Genomic DNA, 16726 nt, shown 5'->3' with positions numbered 1-16726 from the left:
TAGCAAAAATAGTTCTTATTTCTAAACTTCAGAAAAAACATGTTTAATACGCATAAACGCATGTAAAGTCTTCAATTTCCAAGAATTTAATCTCATATTCCGAAGTTTGACCTTCATATAATATTTTACCTGTAGTTTGATCCGTATCAAAAGAAAAATCCTCGATATACATATGGTTTAAAAACAAGAGTTTCTTTTTACCATATATTTTATACAAACTTTCTTTTGCTCCCCAAACAATAGTTAGCTTACTCACCAAAGCATCGTGATTAGCAATTGACTTATATTCTTCAATAGGAGTAAACTTGTGTGCAATTTTTACAATTTTATCGCGCCTTTTTTCAATATCAATACCAACAGGAGTATCCGAAGAAACAATAATACCAGTAAACGTAAAAGAGTGAGTTATAGAAATGTATTTGCCATCTTTTAAATGAGGTTTTCCAAATTCATCATAAATAAGATCATGATCGGTGTATCCAACAAGGTTTAATAAATGGCGAATGCTTAAAAAACCTCTTTGATGCAAATCAGATTTCATTCCTTCAACCCTATTTTTACTTGCATCGGTTAAGTCAATTTCAGAAAATAAATCATCAAATGATTCTTCAATTTTCCAAATTAGTACTTGGGTGGTATTATTAACATTTACAGTTTTATAGAGAGGCATAAGTTAAAAAGTTATTCCGTAACTTTGTAGCTCGAAAAGTTTGATAAAAAATATACAAAAAATATGAGCACAAATACAGCTACATACGTTCCGTACAAAGTTAAGGATATTTCTTTAGCTGATTGGGGAAGAAAAGAAATAGAATTGGCAGAAGCTGAAATGCCAGGGTTAATGAGCTTACGTGAAGAGTATAAAGATGAGCAACCATTAAAAGGAACTAGAATTGCAGGATGTTTGCATATGACAATCCAAACTGCGGTTTTAATTGAAACGTTACAAGCTTTAGGAGCTGAAGTAACTTGGAGTTCTTGTAATATTTTTTCTACTCAAGATCAAGCTGCTGCTGCAATTGCTGCTGCTGGAACATCAGTATATGCTTGGAAAGGAATGAATGAAGAAGAGTTTGATTGGTGTATTGAACAAACATTATTTTTTGGAGAAGATAAGAAGCCATTAAATCTAATTTTAGATGATGGTGGTGATTTAACCAATATGGTTTTAGATAAATATCCTCACTTAGTGGATGGAATTAAAGGTTTATCAGAAGAAACTACTACTGGAGTTCACCGTTTATATGAGCGCATGAAAAATGGTACGTTACCAATGCCTGCTATTAATGTAAACGATTCTGTAACGAAATCTAAATTTGACAACAAATACGGATGTAAAGAATCGGCTGTTGATGCAATTAGAAGAGCTACTGACTTAATGTTGGCTGGTAAAAGAGTAATTGTTTGTGGTTACGGAGATGTTGGTAAAGGTACAGCGGCTTCTTTTAGAGGTGCAGGTAGTATTGTTACCGTTACTGAAATTGATCCAATTTGTGCATTACAAGCAGCTATGGATGGTTTTGAAGTAAAGAAATTAGAAACGGTTGTTGGTAAGGCTGATATTGTTATTACAACAACTGGAAACAAAGATATCGTTCGTGCGGAGCATTTCGAAGCAATGAAAGATAAAACGATTGTTTGTAATATTGGGCATTTTGATAATGAAATTGAAATGGAATGGTTAAATGAAAATCATGGTAATACAAAAGTTGAAATCAAGCCACAAGTAGATAAGTATACTGTGAATGGGAATGATATTATTGTATTGGCAGAAGGACGTTTAGTAAACTTAGGTTGTGCAACTGGACACCCAAGTTTTGTAATGTCTAACTCGTTTACAAATCAAACCTTAGCGCAAATTGAATTATGGAATAACTCTGATGCTTATAAAAATGAAGTATATATGCTTCCTAAGCACTTAGATGAAAAAGTAGCAAAATTACATTTAGCTAAAATTGGTGTTGAGTTAACAGAATTACGCAACGATCAAGCTGAGTATATTGGAGTTACTGTTGAAGGTCCATACAAGCCAGAACACTATAGATACTAGAAAATCGATACAAGATTTTTAGAATCAAGAATTATATAAAAAATCCCGTAGCTATGCTGCGGGATTTTTATATTTACAGTAATAATTAAGTTTTTATGTTAGATTTCGTCATTAATACTATTATCATACTTGTTTTACTATTTGTCAGCTATTACCTGTGGAAAATTGGGAAAGAAAGAAAAGAAAATGTATTGTTATTAAAAATGATTTCTCTTTTTATTTTAATTCATGTTGTTGTTTTTCCGATTATTTATGTCCTTATCATAAAAAATGACCCTAGTAGTATCGAAATAGACAGTAAAGTACTGTCGTTTGAAAAAAAATCACAGCTGAATAATTTAGAATTAAACTACAATAAAAATGATATTGACAATCAAAAGTTAATTATTGAAAACATTTTAAAGAATGACAAGAAATTATTGGAAAAAGAAACCATTTATTGGTTCAATGATAATGATCCTTTTCACGAAGATGAACCCGATTATTCAATAACAACAGGTAGTAGTACATTATATTTTTACGAAAGAGATAAAGAAATTCCGAATGAGCCTTATGGAAGGTTCATAGAGGTTGAACCAAAAGATAAGAGTTATAAAGATTTTGAGTTGAAAGGAGATTTTGAGATGTCTGTTATTGAAATACTGGATAAGGGGCTGAGAAGACTCGAGCTATTGAGTAAAGAAAGGAAGAACGAATTAAAGATAATAAAATCCAATAAGTTTTGGAGTTATAAAGAAGTTCTTCCATATACAATCAATATTTTATTTTCAGATAGTTTTAAACCTAAAAAGAGCTTTTCTCAATTAGTTCATTTTCTTCATAATGTTTTAGTTGCAGTTTTTTTATTCGGTTTTATTGTTAGCTTACTTCAGAATTCTTTGGAAGATAAGAAGGAATCAAATATTGAAGAAAGACTTGATCGGATTGAAAAGACTCTAAAAGAAATTGAAGATATGCTCAATGGAAAAAGAGAGTAATATGATAAATACAACAAAAAAGCCTCGATAATCAAATCGAAGCTCTTTTTTTGTCAGTTTTTGTTTCTGTATATAATGCTGTTATTCCGTAGGAATTCTTTCGTCAATCATTCTTAAAGGGAAGTCTCCCATTAGTTCAATCATATCTAAAATATCTCTTACTTTCTCTTCTTCTTCAGCTTGTTCAGTAACAAACCATTGTAAAAATATTTCAGAAGTAAAATCTCCAACCTGACGGGCTTTTTTAAACACGTTGTGTATCGCTTGCGTAACTTCAATTTCAGCATCTAAAGACGCCTCGAAAATACCTTTTAAACTATCATATTCGTGAGATACTTCAGTAACAGTTGGTGAAAGTGCACTTCCTCCATTATCATTAACGAACTTAAAAATTTTCATCATGTGAGCGCGTTCTTCTTCAGCTTGACTGTAAAAATATTTAGCACTATTTCTTAACTCTCTTTGGTCACACCAAGATGCCATTGCTAAATATTTTGAAGAAGCTTTCTGTTCCATCATAATTTGATGATTCAACAAATCGACAACTTCAACATGTAAAATCATGTCTCTTCTTATTGCGGTTTCCATGTTACTAGTGGTTTTAGATGATTGCAAGCCAAAGATACGCATTAAAAGAAGCGTTAAGAAGTACGGAGCCTAATTTAAAAGTAGTCTTAGTAAAGCAGAGCCCTTTAAATTACAGGGCTAGATGTAAATATAGATTGTATGAGCTCGTTCAATTCTAATAATTGAGAAACATCAAGAAGTAATAAATGATTACGGTCTGCAACGAAGATTAAAACGAAGTTGTCTTCATTTATAATAGTTTCTAATCCGTTAAAACTCGTATGCTCTAGAATTTTTTTTCTGAAAGCTAATAATTGACAAAAAGTAAGCTGAATAGTTTTATGTCCCAAATGTAATTGATAAGCATTACGTTTGGAGTACGATAAACGATATTGATGTTTTTGTGTACAAACTTCCATGGAGCAAATATATTATTTTTAATTAATCTAAACAAAATAAATATTTAACCAAATATATTCCTTCAAAAAACGTCAGTTTTCATTGTTGTTGGGCATAAAAAAACACCATTAATAAGTGTAATGAACTTATCAATGATGTTTTAAGTTTTTGCGAGATAGACTCCTTAAATACTTAAAGATTCTAATACTTCAACCAATTTAGCGTCTGAAGGTCTCGGTGCTTGTGCATTTATAATATTTCCTTGTGGATCAATTAAAATAAAGCGAGGAATACCGTTTATTTTATAGCTTTTTACGAATTCTGAGTTCCAATTGTTGTCAGCAAATAATTGAGTACCTGCCAAGTCTTTTTCTGAAACCATGTTTTTCCATGTTTCATGATCTTTAGCTTGATCAATTGAAATTCCTACGAACTCAATATTTTTACCATGGAATTTTTCCTCAACTTTCTTTAAGTAAGGAATTTCGTTTTTACATGGTTGACACCAAGTAGCCCAAACGTCAATAAAAACATATTTTCCTTTTAAATCATCTAAAGAAGTAGTTCCTCCTTTGTGATTTTCAAAATTAACAAACTTCGGTGAAGCTAATCCTTTAGCAAGGTTTTTATTGATATAAGCAACTTGCTCATAGTATCTAGAAGCATAGTTTTTAAGTCCTGTTACACGTCCTTTTTGAGTAGCAACGAAAGAAGTATCTAAAGTTTTTTCAATAAGTCTTTTTTCGAAAGATTCTTCATAAGATTTTAACTTCGCTTCGAATTCTTCTTTTGGTAATTGGAATATTGCTCCACTCTTAAGAAGTTCTTCTTCTATCAAAGAAGATTTTACTAAGAAATTACTTTCATCTGCACCTTTTCCAGTATATACAACAGTTTCATCAAACTCTTTTGTATCAAGAGTTAAATTAAGTTCACTTCCATTTTTAAGAAATGCAGTTGTTTGCTCTTTACCATCGAAAATAACATGAAGACCTGTTTCAACTTTTAATGTATCACTAAAAGTTCCTGTTTCATCTACTTTTATAATTTTCTTTGCTCCTGTCTTTGGGTTAGCAACTACAAGAGAATCTGAATTCTTGTTGGTGATCTTACCTGTAAACGTAACGTAGTCTTTAGGCTGCTCTTTACAAGAAACAATAGCCAAACAAGCTACTGCCATATAAATTAATCGTTTCATTTTGAGTATAATTAACGGTTTTGTGGTGGACTAAAATAATGAATATATGTCAATCCTATTCGTTTTTAACGAATAATAAAGAGTTATATTTTATGCAATAAATGAAATGAGTTGGTAACTGAATTGCTATGGTGTTGTTTTGTAGAGTTTTATCATCTCCGTTTTAATTGCCTTGAAAATAAGGGTAATTTACGAGGTAGATTCTGTGGAAGAAATATAAGGGAGTTTTTAAAAACAAATTCCCTATAAAAAGATACAGGCAGTTTTAGGAAAGGCTAGAGCCTAAGTATTTACAATTACCGTTTCATAAGGCTAGCAACAAGAAGTCCAAGCATCAATATAAACCTATTTTTCTTTGAGATTATCAAGCGAGGTTGTTCCTCCTTTATGATTTTTATAGTTTAAAAACTTAGTAGAGATATTTCCTTTTGCTCTATTATAAGCTCATTGATTTTGTATTGAAAATCCTCTTTAGGTAATCGGAATAGTGAATTATTTGATATTAGTAGATTTTGTGCTAAATACGAATCGGTTAAGTAATTACCTTCTTTTGACCCACTACGAGAAAATTTTAATAATTGGTTGAAATTAGAGACATCTGGAGTCATAGTAATTTCGGTATCCTTTTTAGGAAACGAAAGATGTTTTTTTTCTGTTTGTTGTTTGTTTTTCAGTGTTTTAAATTGTTTTTGTATTTTAACTTTTCAGAAATAACTTAATAGTAGCATATACTTCTTAAGGAATTTTTGAGAATTATATGATGATTCTATGTTGACAAACAAACTAAATAATATTTACCATGATTATGAATAATTTTAAAATATTGATGGTCGTTTTATTCAATATTGCTTCAATTTATTTAAATGCTCAAAATGACGGTTGGCATATTTCAACGAGCGAGGCTAATAACTATACTGGAATCGTAGTAGCCAATGGGCGAATTGGTATTTTACCCTCTCAACACGTTTTGGAAACAAAACAAATTATTTTGAATAATGTTTATGACAAAGAATCTCCTTTAGGAGTGAGTAGAATATTGAAGGGAATTGATTTTCAAGAAATGGAGATTAGCATTGATGGGGAGCTTATTTCTGATGAAAACATATCAAATTGGCGACAAACCTTGAATATGAAAGAAGCTTCTTTTACGACTAGGTTCGATTTTAAAAACAAAGCCAGCATTGAATACACCATGTATGCTTTACGAAATGTGCAATATTCAGGTTTTTTAGATATAACAATAACACCAAATACGGATGTTTTAGTAGAAGTTGCTGCAAGTCTAAAAACACCTGAAGAATATAGAAACCCTACAAGTACATTCAGAGTTTTAAAAGACTTGGAAACTACGATGCCTATTCTACAAACGGTGGCAACGAGTAGGCAAGGAAGACATAAAGTGGCTGCTTCCGGTACTTTTATTTGGGATGGAATCAATAGTACTCGTGAACATCAGCGACCAGAGCTAATACACAAAAAGGTTTCTGAATACAATCATAGTTTATCATTTAGTAAAAACTTAAAAACCAATGCCAAGTTTAATTTTTCTTGGACAGCTGCACAATGCACAACCCAAGATTTTCATGACCCTCAAACGGAATCCGAGCGCTTTGTTATTTTCAATTTATTGACACCGAAAGAGGCATTATTAAAACAACACAAAGACTTGTGGGCAAATCTTTGGGAAGGGGATATTATTGTGGAAGGCGATTTACAGTCACAGCAAGATATTCGATTGGCATTATACCATTTATATGCTTTTGGAAGAGGCGATTCAGATTTAAGTATTGCCCCCATGGGATTGTCGTCTCAGAACTATAATGGACATGTTTTTTGGGATACAGAATTATGGATGTATCCTCCGTTGTTGGTGTTAAATCAAGATATTGCAAGGTCATTGGTTAATTATCGTTCTGATCGTTTGGAAAAAGCACAGCAAAAAGCTATTAATTTTGGATACAAAGGTGCTATGTTTCCTTGGGAAAGCGATGACACAGGCGAAGAAGCAACACCAGCCTGGGCATTAACAGGAACTTTTGAACATCATATAACGGCCGATATAGCCATTGCTTTTTGGAATTACTATTTGGTAACAAAAGATAAAAAATGGTTGGAAGAAAGAGGTTATCCAATGCTAAGGGAAATTGCTGATTATTGGGTGAGTCGCTCTGTAAAGAATTCAAACGGTACCTATAGTATTTTAAATGTGGTAGGAGCTAATGAATTTGCGCCTAATGTTGATGATAATGCTTTTACCAATGGTTCAGCAATTACAGCTTTACGTTATGCAGTAGATGCTGCCAAAGTTTTGAAGTTAGAAGCTAATTCAATATGGAAAACAGTTGCGGATGGAATGGTAATTCATAAATTTCCCGATGGAACTACTATGGAACACAAAAAATACAATGGAGAAACTATAAAGCAAGCGGATGTAAATCTACTGTCATATCCATTAACGATTGTAAAAGACAAAGAAACTGTTTTGAAAGACTTAAAGTATTATGAACCTAAATTAGCTAAAGAAGGCCCTGCAATGGGGAAATCGGTTTTTGCCGTTATTTATGCTCGATTGGGAGATGCAGAAAATGCTTTTCGATTGTTCAAAGAAAGTTACGAACCAAATAAACGTCCACCTTTCGGAGCCCTTTCCGAAACAGCTACTGGAACACATCCGTATTTTGCAACAGGTGCTGGAGGGATGCTACAAACCGTTCTTTTTGGTTTTGGAGGCCTATATTTTACTGAGGAGGGAGTTGTTCAAAAAAATCCAGTACTACCGAAGGAATGGAAATCATTAATCATAAAAGGAGTTGGGCCAGATAAAAAAACATACACTATAAAATAGAGCGCTCTAATTTTATTGGAAGAATACCTATATGTAAGTATGATACCAACGTTAAATCTGAAGTAATTTGGCTTCAGATTTTTTTTTGTATAGTTTTCAAAGTCAATTATTTAGTTTAAATTTACTGGAAACTAACACGCTGTTAGATAATATTTTATCGGGGACTATTCTGATATTTTCAGAAGCTATTGTATTTAATTATTGTTATTTAATCAAACTTACTACCATGAAGAAAATTGCTTTACTAGTACTTCTTCTGTTTACTATTCATACCACCTGCTCACAGGTTCAAGTTGTAAAAAGAGGAGTCGAAGGACTTGTCAAATTGTTTCGAATTGCAAAACCTAAACCAAGGTTTGGCCCCATTCTCAGAACTCAAAAACTTCCGACAACGTTTAAAGGAAATAAATACAAGTTATATACTGACGATTTTTATAAACCATGGATAGAAAAGAGGAAAAATCTATATACCAGAAATCAAGAATTATATAAAAGGTATCAATTTAATGTTGAAGACTATGTGAAACAAAGAGAATTGAAGGAAGCATTTGGAACAAAAAATGTTTCACTAAAGGAAGAATCATTATTTTTTGAAAACAAAAAGGCCTTATTACTCGTTGAAGATGAGTTTGGTTACAATATGGGCTGGGGTAAATATGTGAATAATAAGGTATATGATGCTATTTGTGCGTTTCAGAAAAAGAATAACATAAAACCTCATGATTTCGCAGTTGGATTTGGTGATAAATACAAAGTAACACAGGAAGGTGTTGAGCGGTTTATAGCTGCATATGAAGAGTTAAAAACAAGATTATTCGTAGGGCAGAAGCTTGCAAGGAAATTTAAGGTACCCACTGAGTTACCAACCTTAAGACAGCATTTATATTACAAATGGAGAGAATTAAAAAGATTTCGATTGGCTCCAAAGGATCTTGATTTTATAGCAAAAGCAAAGCCTTTTAATAAGGCTGTTGATAATTTAGATTTTGATAAAATAAATGCGTTGGTTGATGAGAATTTAGATCTCATAATTAAAGAAACAAATGAGTTGGAAAGGAAGTTGTATACACTTGGATATATTGAATCTCCGAACACCGAAATTCTTATTAAAAACCAAAAAGACTTTTTTGAGGAACTTGATTTTCTTCATAAGAGATTGGAAAAGGCGAAAAACCAATTTAAAAAAGACCATTCTCTAAATGAAGAAATAGCACATCAAGATTTTAAGACGAGGGCTCAGGAGGAATTAAATAGAAAAAAAGAGGAATTTCAAATTGTTCTTGACACTGATAAAAACGACTTAGAATCACTGATGTCAGATTATCTCAAGATTCATAAGAATTTAGATAATGGGGAGTTTGCTTTGAGTTCGGACATTCGAAAAAAATTGAAGGAGGATATAACTAATCAGAATTACTATGTGAAGACAAACGCTGAATACCAGAAGTTTCATAGAAATAAAATACCTATAAAAGTAGCGTTAAATAAAGTTGAAGAAAAGGATGCAATTCAACTATTTGATGGGGCCAATGTTTATATGGAGAGAACAAGTACTTTGGGGGATGATATTTCTAAACTAAAAAAAGATTTATCAACGGCTATTGATAAACGAAATATGAAAACAGTGTTTTTATCAAAACATGAATCAAATTTAAAGTTGACAAAAGATAAGGTAATTGATAGTTTGCGAAAAATGTTTCCGAAAGGAGCTATTAATTTCATTAAAAACAAGAGTACAAACTATGTAAAAAGAAAAATAAAAAATGAGTTTAAAAAAAATAAAGGCGGGAAACTTTTTTTGGTAGGACATGTTGAAAATGGCTCATTTAAGGGAGTGGGTAATAGTAATTATATAGTGGATTTTGAGTATGTGAAAAAGTTAGGAAAAGAGTATAATGTTGATGTTTTTACAGGAGGTTGTTCGTCTTCGTATTATAATGTAGCAGCCGGTACTACAGATATAATTAATGATTTAAATTTTGGATTGGCTATTGCGAATTCGTTTAAAAAAGCAAATACTTATAAAGACTTAATCACGTCAATTTCAAACGAAAAAATAAATGGAGGTATTGGCAAAGTGAAAATTATATTAAAACCCGATTCCTTTAGCAATGTGGGGGATACTAAAGTGGAAGTTTTCTATAAAAAGAATGGGGTTTGGCGAAAACTGGTCGACTTTATATTTAATTATTTTAAAATCTAAAAAAATGGGAGAAATTAAGAAATCGGACATGGTAAACTCGAAAACGGTTAGTTTATTACATAAGCTAAGTCAAACTAAATATCAAGGATTGAAAGATACTACAGATTCAAACTATGAGTACTTGTTCAACATAGGAGACGATCTTGGTGCTAATATTGAAGAAGGTGGTGATGTTGATGTGAATCGTGAGGAAATATTTATCAAAGCAAAAACAGCGAAAGAAACATTAGAAACGGTATCGGATCAAGCACATGAGTTTTTTAAGAAAATCAAAAAGAAAATAGATACCTATAAAAAATTAGAGTTAATTTCTCAAATTATTGCCGCTATAGGGAGTAGCGCTATATTAATTACTTTATTGAATGAGTTTGAGGAAAATAAAGATATGAAGTTTAAATTACAGCTTATTTCTGGTGTCATTGCTACCATAGGAAGTATTCTATCAATATTTTTAAATAGGGGCTTGGGAGCCTGGAGTTTTAATCGTCGAAATAGAGTTGAAGACTATGATAATTTAGTAGAATCTAAGCTCAGGTCGGAGAGACTTTTAAGAGATTTAGTACCTAAAATTCAAATTTTTGACGCACTTGAAGATTTAGAAGAAGTAAGCAAAATTATTAATGAAACTGAAGATTTAAGTGAAAAAGTCGGTGTTTTAATAGCAGATTATTCTTAGTATTGAAACTCTCTTTATTCAAAACTAAAAAATCTCATGATCGTTTTTAAATGATTTAAATTCTGGTTGTATTTTTTAACAATTAAGTTGGTTAAATAATAAAACCTTGAATACTTTAGTATTCAAGGTTATGTTCTTTATCATAGTGTCTTCCCCTCAATAATTAATAATTTATATACCCTACACATGGGTTAATTTTAAATTGTTTAATTTTAATTGAATAGTTTGGAGATATAATAGTAGGTGTGCTTCCAGTTGGAGTCCAATCTACCTCATCCGGACTAATATGCCCATCACCGTTGTCATCTTCTGGCATTACGCTTAAATCTGGGTCTACTAAATCTATGTTACCATCATAACCAATAGGATTGGTTATAGCGGTGCTTTGATTCGGTATAGTAATTAAAAGAGTTGCGATGAACTCTCCTGTGTTATTATTATAACTTAAATTGTAACCGTTAACTTTTAAGTTACCTTTTTTCTTTTTAATCTTAAATTCAGTAATTCTTGGCAGATTATTGTTTACTCTAAATACACCACCTATAAAAACTACTTTATCGCAATCACTTTCTAAATCATAATTAATAGCAAAACTCCCACCTGCGTTTCCATTTATGTCTGGAGTGCACCCTCCAAGGATTGAATGAGAAGATTCGCAGCCATTACCAGCACCGCCTCCGTTTTCGTCGGGTGGAGTTATTAGAATATCCATGGTTCTGGATTCAGAATTATTAGTGTTTTTCGAATCTTCTACAATAGAGTTTTGTTCTTTTTGAGTAAATAAATTGTCTTCTTGATTTTGACAAGAAAGTATTCCTAAGCATAGGATGATAATAAAAACTTTTTTCATAATAAATAGATATTAAATTAATGTTGATATTTAGTAATTCGAATTACATGTTTCTATTTACATATACCCTAAACTTTATATACGTAACCTTGCTTTTTTTATTTTTTTTATTTTTGTCTGTAAAGTGAACAAAATCAAGTATCAAAAAACTATTGATGTTAAAAAAAATAAGTGTTTTTAGTGATGAGGAAATAATTAGATCCTTAATTACTAATGATGAAAAGGAAAATCGTGTTCTAACCTATCTATACAAAGAGAATTATAAGTCATTGAGTGTATTTATTAAAAAAAACGGAGGTAACTCTTTTGATATTGATGATATTATTCAAGAGGCTGTTATAGTTTTTTATGAAAATTTAAAAAAAGGGAAATTTGTTCTTAAAACGTCAGTTTGTGGATATATTTACTCAATAGGAAGATTTTTGTGGTACAAAAAGATTCGAAATGAAAGAAAAGTTTATAAATCTACTTCAACTGGTATAGAAGATTTAGATTTTGAATTACAAAACTTGGAGATATTTTCGTTTTCTAAAACTGCTTTTATAAAGGAATTGTTTCTTCATTTAGGAATTGGTTGCCAAGAGATTCTTATTCAGCATATATATCAAAACATGTCTATGATTGATATAGCCAAATTGAATGGGTTAAAGAATGAACAGGCAGCGAGAAATAAAAAATATAAATGTTTAAAGAAATTGAAGAGTATTGTGGTGAGTTCAAAAAGGTATCAATCATTAATTAAAGAGTTAGACTAATGGGTAAAGATGAAAAGTCAATTAAAAATTTAATTGATAAATTTCTTAATGATAAGATTGAAGATTCAGATAGAGAAGAGTTGAGTTCGTTAAATGAAGATGAAGGTTTTATTGATGCACTGACCGAAACATCGGTTAAGGAAATGGGAAGATATAACCTAAAACAAAAATTGGAAGGTATAGGGAATATGGAAAGAAAAAAGAGAAAAAGAAGCAAGATTGTCAAAATGTTTCTTACTACTTCAAGTGTTGCAGCTGTCATCTTTTTGGGAACATTTCGATTTATGACAAGTTCAAATTCAACGTTATTTGAGTCTAATTTTTCCCCATACCCTAATGTATATGCCGTAAAAGGAGAAGATAATAAAACAAATGATTTATTAAAAGAGGCAATGGGGTATTATGATAATGAGCAGTATGAAGAGGCTATCCTTAAATTTAGAGAACTCAGTGAAAAAGAGCTGAGTGGATTTCCAGGTCTTTACTACGGAATTTCTCTTTTGATGGTGAATAACATAGAAGAATCTAAATCTGTATTCAGAAATATAAATTCAAAAGAAACTTCTTCCATTGAAGCTCAATGGTATTTAGGATTGACTTACTTAAAGCAAGATAGTCTTAATAAGGCGAAAGAAATATTCGAACTTAGTAAAGACTCACATGGTAGGAATAGAAAAAAACAGATTGATGAAATTTTAAAAAAAATTGACTAAAATGAATTTAAAAAAGAAAATTACGCTAGTATTTATTTTGGCCTCTTTTTCGTCTTTTGGGCAAAATTCAGAAATAAAAAAAGCAGAAAAGTTATTAGATAGTGCTAGAACAATGCTCAAGTTATCTAAACCCAAAGAAGCGTTAGTTTTAAATAAAGAAGCTTTATACAGGTATATTAAGGAATCTCCTAATAATATTAAAATTGCTGAAGTATATGCTATGTTAGGAAATATTCATATTTCTCTTAGGAACCTTGATTCAATAAAGTATTACACGGATAAAGGGTTTGAGGTATTACAAGGTAGACAAGAAGCCGATAATGAAATAAAAGGGCTTTTAAATTATAATATTGGAACCTTAAGAGCGATCAAAGGAGATTATAAGGGCAGTTATCAATATTTAGAAAAGGCATTAGAGTATCAAAATAAAAGTAGCGAAACAGAGCTGAACCACTTCAATAAAGCAAAGACTTATGCTAATTTGTCTAATGTTACAATGTTGCTCAGGGATTTCGAAAATGCTATAAAATACAATGGCATAGCTGTAGAAATATTTATGGATATTTATGGAGAAGACCACCCTAATGTAGCCGGTTTATATCTTAATAGAGGTAATATATATTATCATCAAAATAGCTTTAGTGAGGCAGAAATTTTTTATAAAAAATCATTGCGGATACATACTAAACATTTAGGAGAAACTCATCCTGTTTTAGCCCATGCCTATGGGAATTTGGGGAATATTTACAGAGAAAATGAAGAGTATGATAAATCGTTAGATTATTTTGATAAAGCAATTTTAATTTATTCGAATAGTTTCGGACCTATGCATCCTAAGTTAGCTGATTTTTATAATTCAATTGGTTTGTCTTATAAGGAGTTAAAGAAATATACTCAAGCTTCTTCTAATTTTAAAAAAGCCTTGAGTATATGGGAAACCCATTTAGGGAGTAATCATCAATATATTGGTTATGTATATGGAAACATAGGAAATACAGATTTTGAATTAGGTAATTATGATAGTGCTTTAGAGAGTTTAAAAAAAGCAGAAGATGTTTTTCAGAATCAATTAGATGAAAAGCATTTGGACGTAACTAAAATTCATACGAATATAGCTAGGATATACATTAAAAAAGGTAATTATAGTAAGGCTATATCAATTTTAAACAAAGCGTTAACAAAGGTTGAGTCAACAGGAGAAATTGTTTTAATAGATATATATTTAAGACTTGCTGAGGCCTATATTATGAAAAAAGACATTGTAAAGTCCAAACAATTTCTTGAAAAGGCCAATCATCAATTAACCATAAAGAATAACAGGAACTTTAATTCCTATAATTTTTATGGAATATCAGATGTAAATGATTTTTTTGAAACAAAAATTAAAGTTTTTAAAAAAATAAAAGAGCAATCTGGTAACAATAAATATTTAGACTCTTTGAATATAGTTTATAACGATTTTATTAAATATCAAGATAGAGTTCAGAACATATTTTCTAGAAAATCTTCAAAAAACTTTAGAATTTCCAGTAGTTATAACTTGTATGAAGGAAGAATAAAACATTTATTAGATAGTAATACTGAAAGTGGAGAGCTAAAAGCTTTTGAAATTTCCGAAAAGGTTAACGGAAGGTTATTATTGGAGAACTTTTACAAACTAGACGCTAAAAAATTACTAGACCTACCTGATAGCATTTTGGTTACAGAAAACCAACTAGAGTCAAAACTTTTTGGAATAGAGAAAAGAATTTATGAAGAGAATACTACTATTAATGAAGATACGCTTTTTAAATTAAAAAATTCAATTTTCGATCTAAAAAAGGAACAGGATGAATTTCATCTTAGGACTAAAAAGAATTACCCCGAGTATTATGACTTAATTTATAAAAAGAAATCTTTCGGAGTTGATTATATACAAAGTAATTTGGAAGATGATCAATGTTTATTGAAATATTTTGTAGGAGAAGATAATATCTTTTTGTTTTTTCTTTCGAAGAATGAGTATGTCGTAAAAGAAATAAAAAAGGATTTTCCATTAAACGATTGGATTACAAAATTCAAAAAATCGATAACATCTAATTTGAATAATTCCATATCTGATTCAGGGGAAAATGAAAGAAGTACCAAATATAGAGACCTAGCATTTAATCTTTATAACAAATTGATATTCCCTGTAGCTGATAAGTTAACCAAAAGAGTCATTATAATTCCTGATGGATCTTTAAGTTTAATACCTTTTGGCGCCTTATTAACAGAAATAACGTCGGAAGAAATCAAGGTTAATGAGTTTCCTTATTTATTAAAGAAGCACCAAATTAGTTATAACTATTCCTCAATGTTAAATGATTATTTAAAGACTAGTCATATCGATAAAAAAGAGGGATTACTTGCTTTTGCTCCTTCTTTTGAAAATGGAGAGCCAAAAAGTGGATTCGGTGAGTTAAAGTATAATATTAGAGAAGTTGAAGCTATATCAAATGTTTTTAATGGAGATGTATATAAATCTGGAGATGCAACTAAATCTAATTTTATTAATTATGCAAAAGATTATAAAATTGTTCATTTATCTACTCATGCAAAAGCGAATGATTCTTTCGGTGATTACTCATACATAATTTTTAACGAAAATCAAGATGACCTAAATGATGCCAATAAACTTTATGCAAGTGAATTGTATAATTTAAGACTGAATAATGAAATGGTAGTTTTAAGTGCTTGTGAAACTGGAGTTGGGGAGTTGAAACAAGGAGAGGGAATTATTAGTTTAGCTAGGGCATTTACATACGCTGGAACCAAGAGTACGGTTACTAGTCTATGGAATGTGAATGATTCGCAGACTGAAAAATTAATGATTTTGTTTTACAAAAATCTTCGTACAGGTATGAGGAAGGATGAAGCATTAAATAAAGCGAAATTATCATATATTGAAAATGAAAATTTGGTAAATCCATATTATTGGGCTGGATTTATACCATCCGGAAATATGGACCCCATTACGCTTACGGATAATAATAGCCTTTATTATGTACTCCTGCTATTTATGACAATTGTCGTCGTTTTTATATTTTTTTACAAAAACAAAATTAAAAAATCTCATGATCGTTTTTAAATGATTTAAATTCAATAGGATTATTACTGTAGTCTAATACAAACATGGTTTGTTGTTCGCCTTTTAAGTTTTCATAACGAACTTGAGGTTTAACAATAAAATCAATCGAATGGTTTTCTAGTTGCTGTTTTACAAAATCAAATTCTTCTTTTTGTAAAATACAACCGAAGTGAGGTATAGGAACTTTGACTCCGTCCACTAGACCACAGTAGTCAAGCTCAGGTAAACTTTTCGATATATGAGCAGATAGTTGATGTCCGAAAAAATTAAAATCTACCCATGTTTCTGTTTGTCTTCCAAGTGAGCATCCTAAAATAGTACCATAAAATTCAATGGTACTTGCGATGTCTTTTACTTTAAATGCATAATGAAAACTATTCATAA

General features: G+C 30.7%; 14 protein-coding genes. 8 read left to right on the top strand and 6 right to left on the bottom strand.

Annotated features, from left to right (window positions below; genetic code table 11):
• Nucleotides 1-43: 43 nt before the first annotated feature.
• Complete coding sequence (locus tag BLW23_RS12095; protein ID WP_093670190.1) at nt 44-670, bottom strand: 4'-phosphopantetheinyl transferase family protein; 627 nt, start codon at nt 668-670, stop codon at nt 44-46.
• 63 nt (nt 671-733) lie between these two features.
• Here BLW23_RS12095 and ahcY point away from each other — a divergent pair, with 63 nt between their 5' ends.
• Together ahcY and BLW23_RS12085 are read left to right on the top strand one after the other, a co-directional pair.
• Nucleotides 734-2050 (top strand): adenosylhomocysteinase, encoded by a 1317-nt coding sequence (ahcY, locus tag BLW23_RS12090; protein WP_093670188.1) that lies wholly within the window; start codon nt 734-736, stop codon nt 2048-2050.
• A gap of 203 nt (nt 2051-2253) precedes the next feature.
• Nucleotides 2254-3027 carry a hypothetical protein gene (locus BLW23_RS12085; RefSeq protein WP_176829811.1) on the top strand — a complete coding sequence of 258 codons (774 nt, stop codon included), beginning with the start codon at nt 2254-2256 and terminating at the stop codon, nt 3025-3027.
• 81 nt (nt 3028-3108) lie between these two features.
• Here the strand turns inward: BLW23_RS12085 and BLW23_RS12080 are convergent, their stop codons facing one another.
• The 3 genes from BLW23_RS12080 to BLW23_RS12070 all read right to left on the bottom strand — a co-directional run bounded on the left by BLW23_RS12080 (nt 3109) and on the right by BLW23_RS12070 (nt 5191).
• Nucleotides 3109-3615: a ferritin gene (locus BLW23_RS12080; RefSeq protein ID WP_093670184.1), complete on the bottom strand. Its 507-nt coding sequence runs from the start codon at nt 3613-3615 to the stop codon at nt 3109-3111.
• A gap of 104 nt (nt 3616-3719) precedes the next feature.
• A complete protein-coding gene (locus BLW23_RS12075; RefSeq protein ID WP_093670182.1) occupies nt 3720-4013 on the bottom strand; it encodes a hypothetical protein in 294 nt (97 codons plus the stop codon).
• Between the two features lie 164 nt (nt 4014-4177).
• Nucleotides 4178-5191, bottom strand: coding sequence for a TlpA family protein disulfide reductase (locus BLW23_RS12070; protein WP_093670180.1), 1014 nt, complete (start codon nt 5189-5191; stop codon nt 4178-4180).
• Between the two features lie 805 nt (nt 5192-5996).
• Between BLW23_RS12070 and BLW23_RS12065 the strand changes: the two genes are divergently transcribed.
• The 3 genes from BLW23_RS12065 to BLW23_RS12055 all read left to right on the top strand — a co-directional run bounded on the left by BLW23_RS12065 (nt 5997) and on the right by BLW23_RS12055 (nt 10915).
• Nucleotides 5997-8036: a glycosyl hydrolase family 95 catalytic domain-containing protein gene (locus tag BLW23_RS12065; RefSeq protein ID WP_093671774.1), complete on the top strand. Its 2040-nt coding sequence runs from the start codon at nt 5997-5999 to the stop codon at nt 8034-8036.
• Nucleotides 8037-8262: 226 nt separating this feature from the next.
• A complete protein-coding gene (locus tag BLW23_RS12060) occupies nt 8263-10239 on the top strand; it encodes a hypothetical protein (protein ID WP_093670178.1) in 1977 nt (658 codons plus the stop codon).
• A gap of 4 nt (nt 10240-10243) precedes the next feature.
• Entirely contained in the window at nt 10244-10915 is a 672-nt protein-coding gene (locus tag BLW23_RS12055; protein WP_143032165.1) for a hypothetical protein, read from the top strand.
• 163 nt (nt 10916-11078) lie between these two features.
• Here the strand turns inward: BLW23_RS12055 and BLW23_RS12050 are convergent, their stop codons facing one another.
• The gene (locus tag BLW23_RS12050; protein WP_093670174.1) at nt 11079-11765 is read right to left on the bottom strand and encodes a hypothetical protein; all 687 of its coding nucleotides are present in this window, start codon (nt 11763-11765) and stop codon (nt 11079-11081) included.
• 155 nt (nt 11766-11920) lie between these two features.
• Between BLW23_RS12050 and BLW23_RS12045 the strand changes: the two genes are divergently transcribed.
• The 3 genes from BLW23_RS12045 to BLW23_RS12035 are packed head-to-tail and all read left to right on the top strand — an operon-like array spanning nt 11921 to nt 16342.
• Nucleotides 11921-12520 carry an RNA polymerase sigma factor gene (locus tag BLW23_RS12045; RefSeq protein WP_093670172.1) on the top strand — a complete coding sequence of 200 codons (600 nt, stop codon included), beginning with the start codon at nt 11921-11923 and terminating at the stop codon, nt 12518-12520.
• Nucleotides 12520-13233 (top strand): tetratricopeptide repeat protein, encoded by a 714-nt coding sequence (locus tag BLW23_RS12040; protein WP_093670170.1) that lies wholly within the window; start codon nt 12520-12522, stop codon nt 13231-13233. Before BLW23_RS12045 ends, BLW23_RS12040 begins: the two co-directional genes overlap by 1 nt.
• A gap of 1 nt (nt 13234) precedes the next feature.
• Nucleotides 13235-16342, top strand: a complete 3108-nt coding sequence (locus BLW23_RS12035) for a CHAT domain-containing protein (RefSeq protein ID WP_093670168.1) — start codon at nt 13235-13237, stop codon at nt 16340-16342.
• On the opposite strand, the gene BLW23_RS12030 is transcribed toward BLW23_RS12035, so the two are convergent.
• Entirely contained in the window at nt 16317-16724 is a 408-nt protein-coding gene (locus tag BLW23_RS12030; protein WP_093670166.1) for a VOC family protein, read from the bottom strand. The two genes, BLW23_RS12035 and BLW23_RS12030, sit on opposite strands and share 26 nt — an antisense overlap.
• Nucleotides 16725-16726 lie beyond the last annotated feature (2 nt).

Origin of the sequence: Tenacibaculum sp. MAR_2009_124, assembly GCF_900105455.1 — a bacterium.
In the GTDB taxonomy this organism is placed as follows: Bacteria; Bacteroidota; Bacteroidia; order Flavobacteriales; family Flavobacteriaceae; genus Polaribacter.
Note: the sequence above shows the minus strand (reverse complement) of the source record. Positions and strands in the feature narration are given on the sequence as shown.

Excerpts from the sequence above, each read along its gene's own strand:
- BLW23_RS12095 (WP_093670190.1), bottom strand. The coding sequence starts at position 670 with ATGCCTCTCTATAAAACTGTAAATGTTAATAATACCACCCAAGTACTA.
- ahcY (WP_093670188.1), top strand. The coding sequence starts at position 734 with ATGAGCACAAATACAGCTACATACGTTCCGTACAAAGTTAAGGATATT.
- BLW23_RS12085 (WP_176829811.1), top strand. The coding sequence starts at position 2,254 with ATGATTTCTCTTTTTATTTTAATTCATGTTGTTGTTTTTCCGATTATT.
- BLW23_RS12080 (WP_093670184.1), bottom strand. The coding sequence starts at position 3,615 with ATGGAAACCGCAATAAGAAGAGACATGATTTTACATGTTGAAGTTGTC.
- BLW23_RS12075 (WP_093670182.1), bottom strand. The coding sequence starts at position 4,013 with ATGGAAGTTTGTACACAAAAACATCAATATCGTTTATCGTACTCCAAA.
- BLW23_RS12070 (WP_093670180.1), bottom strand. The coding sequence starts at position 5,191 with ATGAAACGATTAATTTATATGGCAGTAGCTTGTTTGGCTATTGTTTCT.
- BLW23_RS12065 (WP_093671774.1), top strand. The coding sequence starts at position 5,997 with ATGAATAATTTTAAAATATTGATGGTCGTTTTATTCAATATTGCTTCA.
- BLW23_RS12060 (WP_093670178.1), top strand. The coding sequence starts at position 8,263 with ATGAAGAAAATTGCTTTACTAGTACTTCTTCTGTTTACTATTCATACC.
- BLW23_RS12055 (WP_143032165.1), top strand. The coding sequence starts at position 10,244 with ATGGGAGAAATTAAGAAATCGGACATGGTAAACTCGAAAACGGTTAGT.
- BLW23_RS12050 (WP_093670174.1), bottom strand. The coding sequence starts at position 11,765 with ATGAAAAAAGTTTTTATTATCATCCTATGCTTAGGAATACTTTCTTGT.
- BLW23_RS12045 (WP_093670172.1), top strand. The coding sequence starts at position 11,921 with ATGTTAAAAAAAATAAGTGTTTTTAGTGATGAGGAAATAATTAGATCC.
- BLW23_RS12040 (WP_093670170.1), top strand. The coding sequence starts at position 12,520 with ATGGGTAAAGATGAAAAGTCAATTAAAAATTTAATTGATAAATTTCTT.
- BLW23_RS12035 (WP_093670168.1), top strand. The coding sequence starts at position 13,235 with ATGAATTTAAAAAAGAAAATTACGCTAGTATTTATTTTGGCCTCTTTT.
- BLW23_RS12030 (WP_093670166.1), bottom strand. The coding sequence starts at position 16,724 with ATGAATAGTTTTCATTATGCATTTAAAGTAAAAGACATCGCAAGTACC.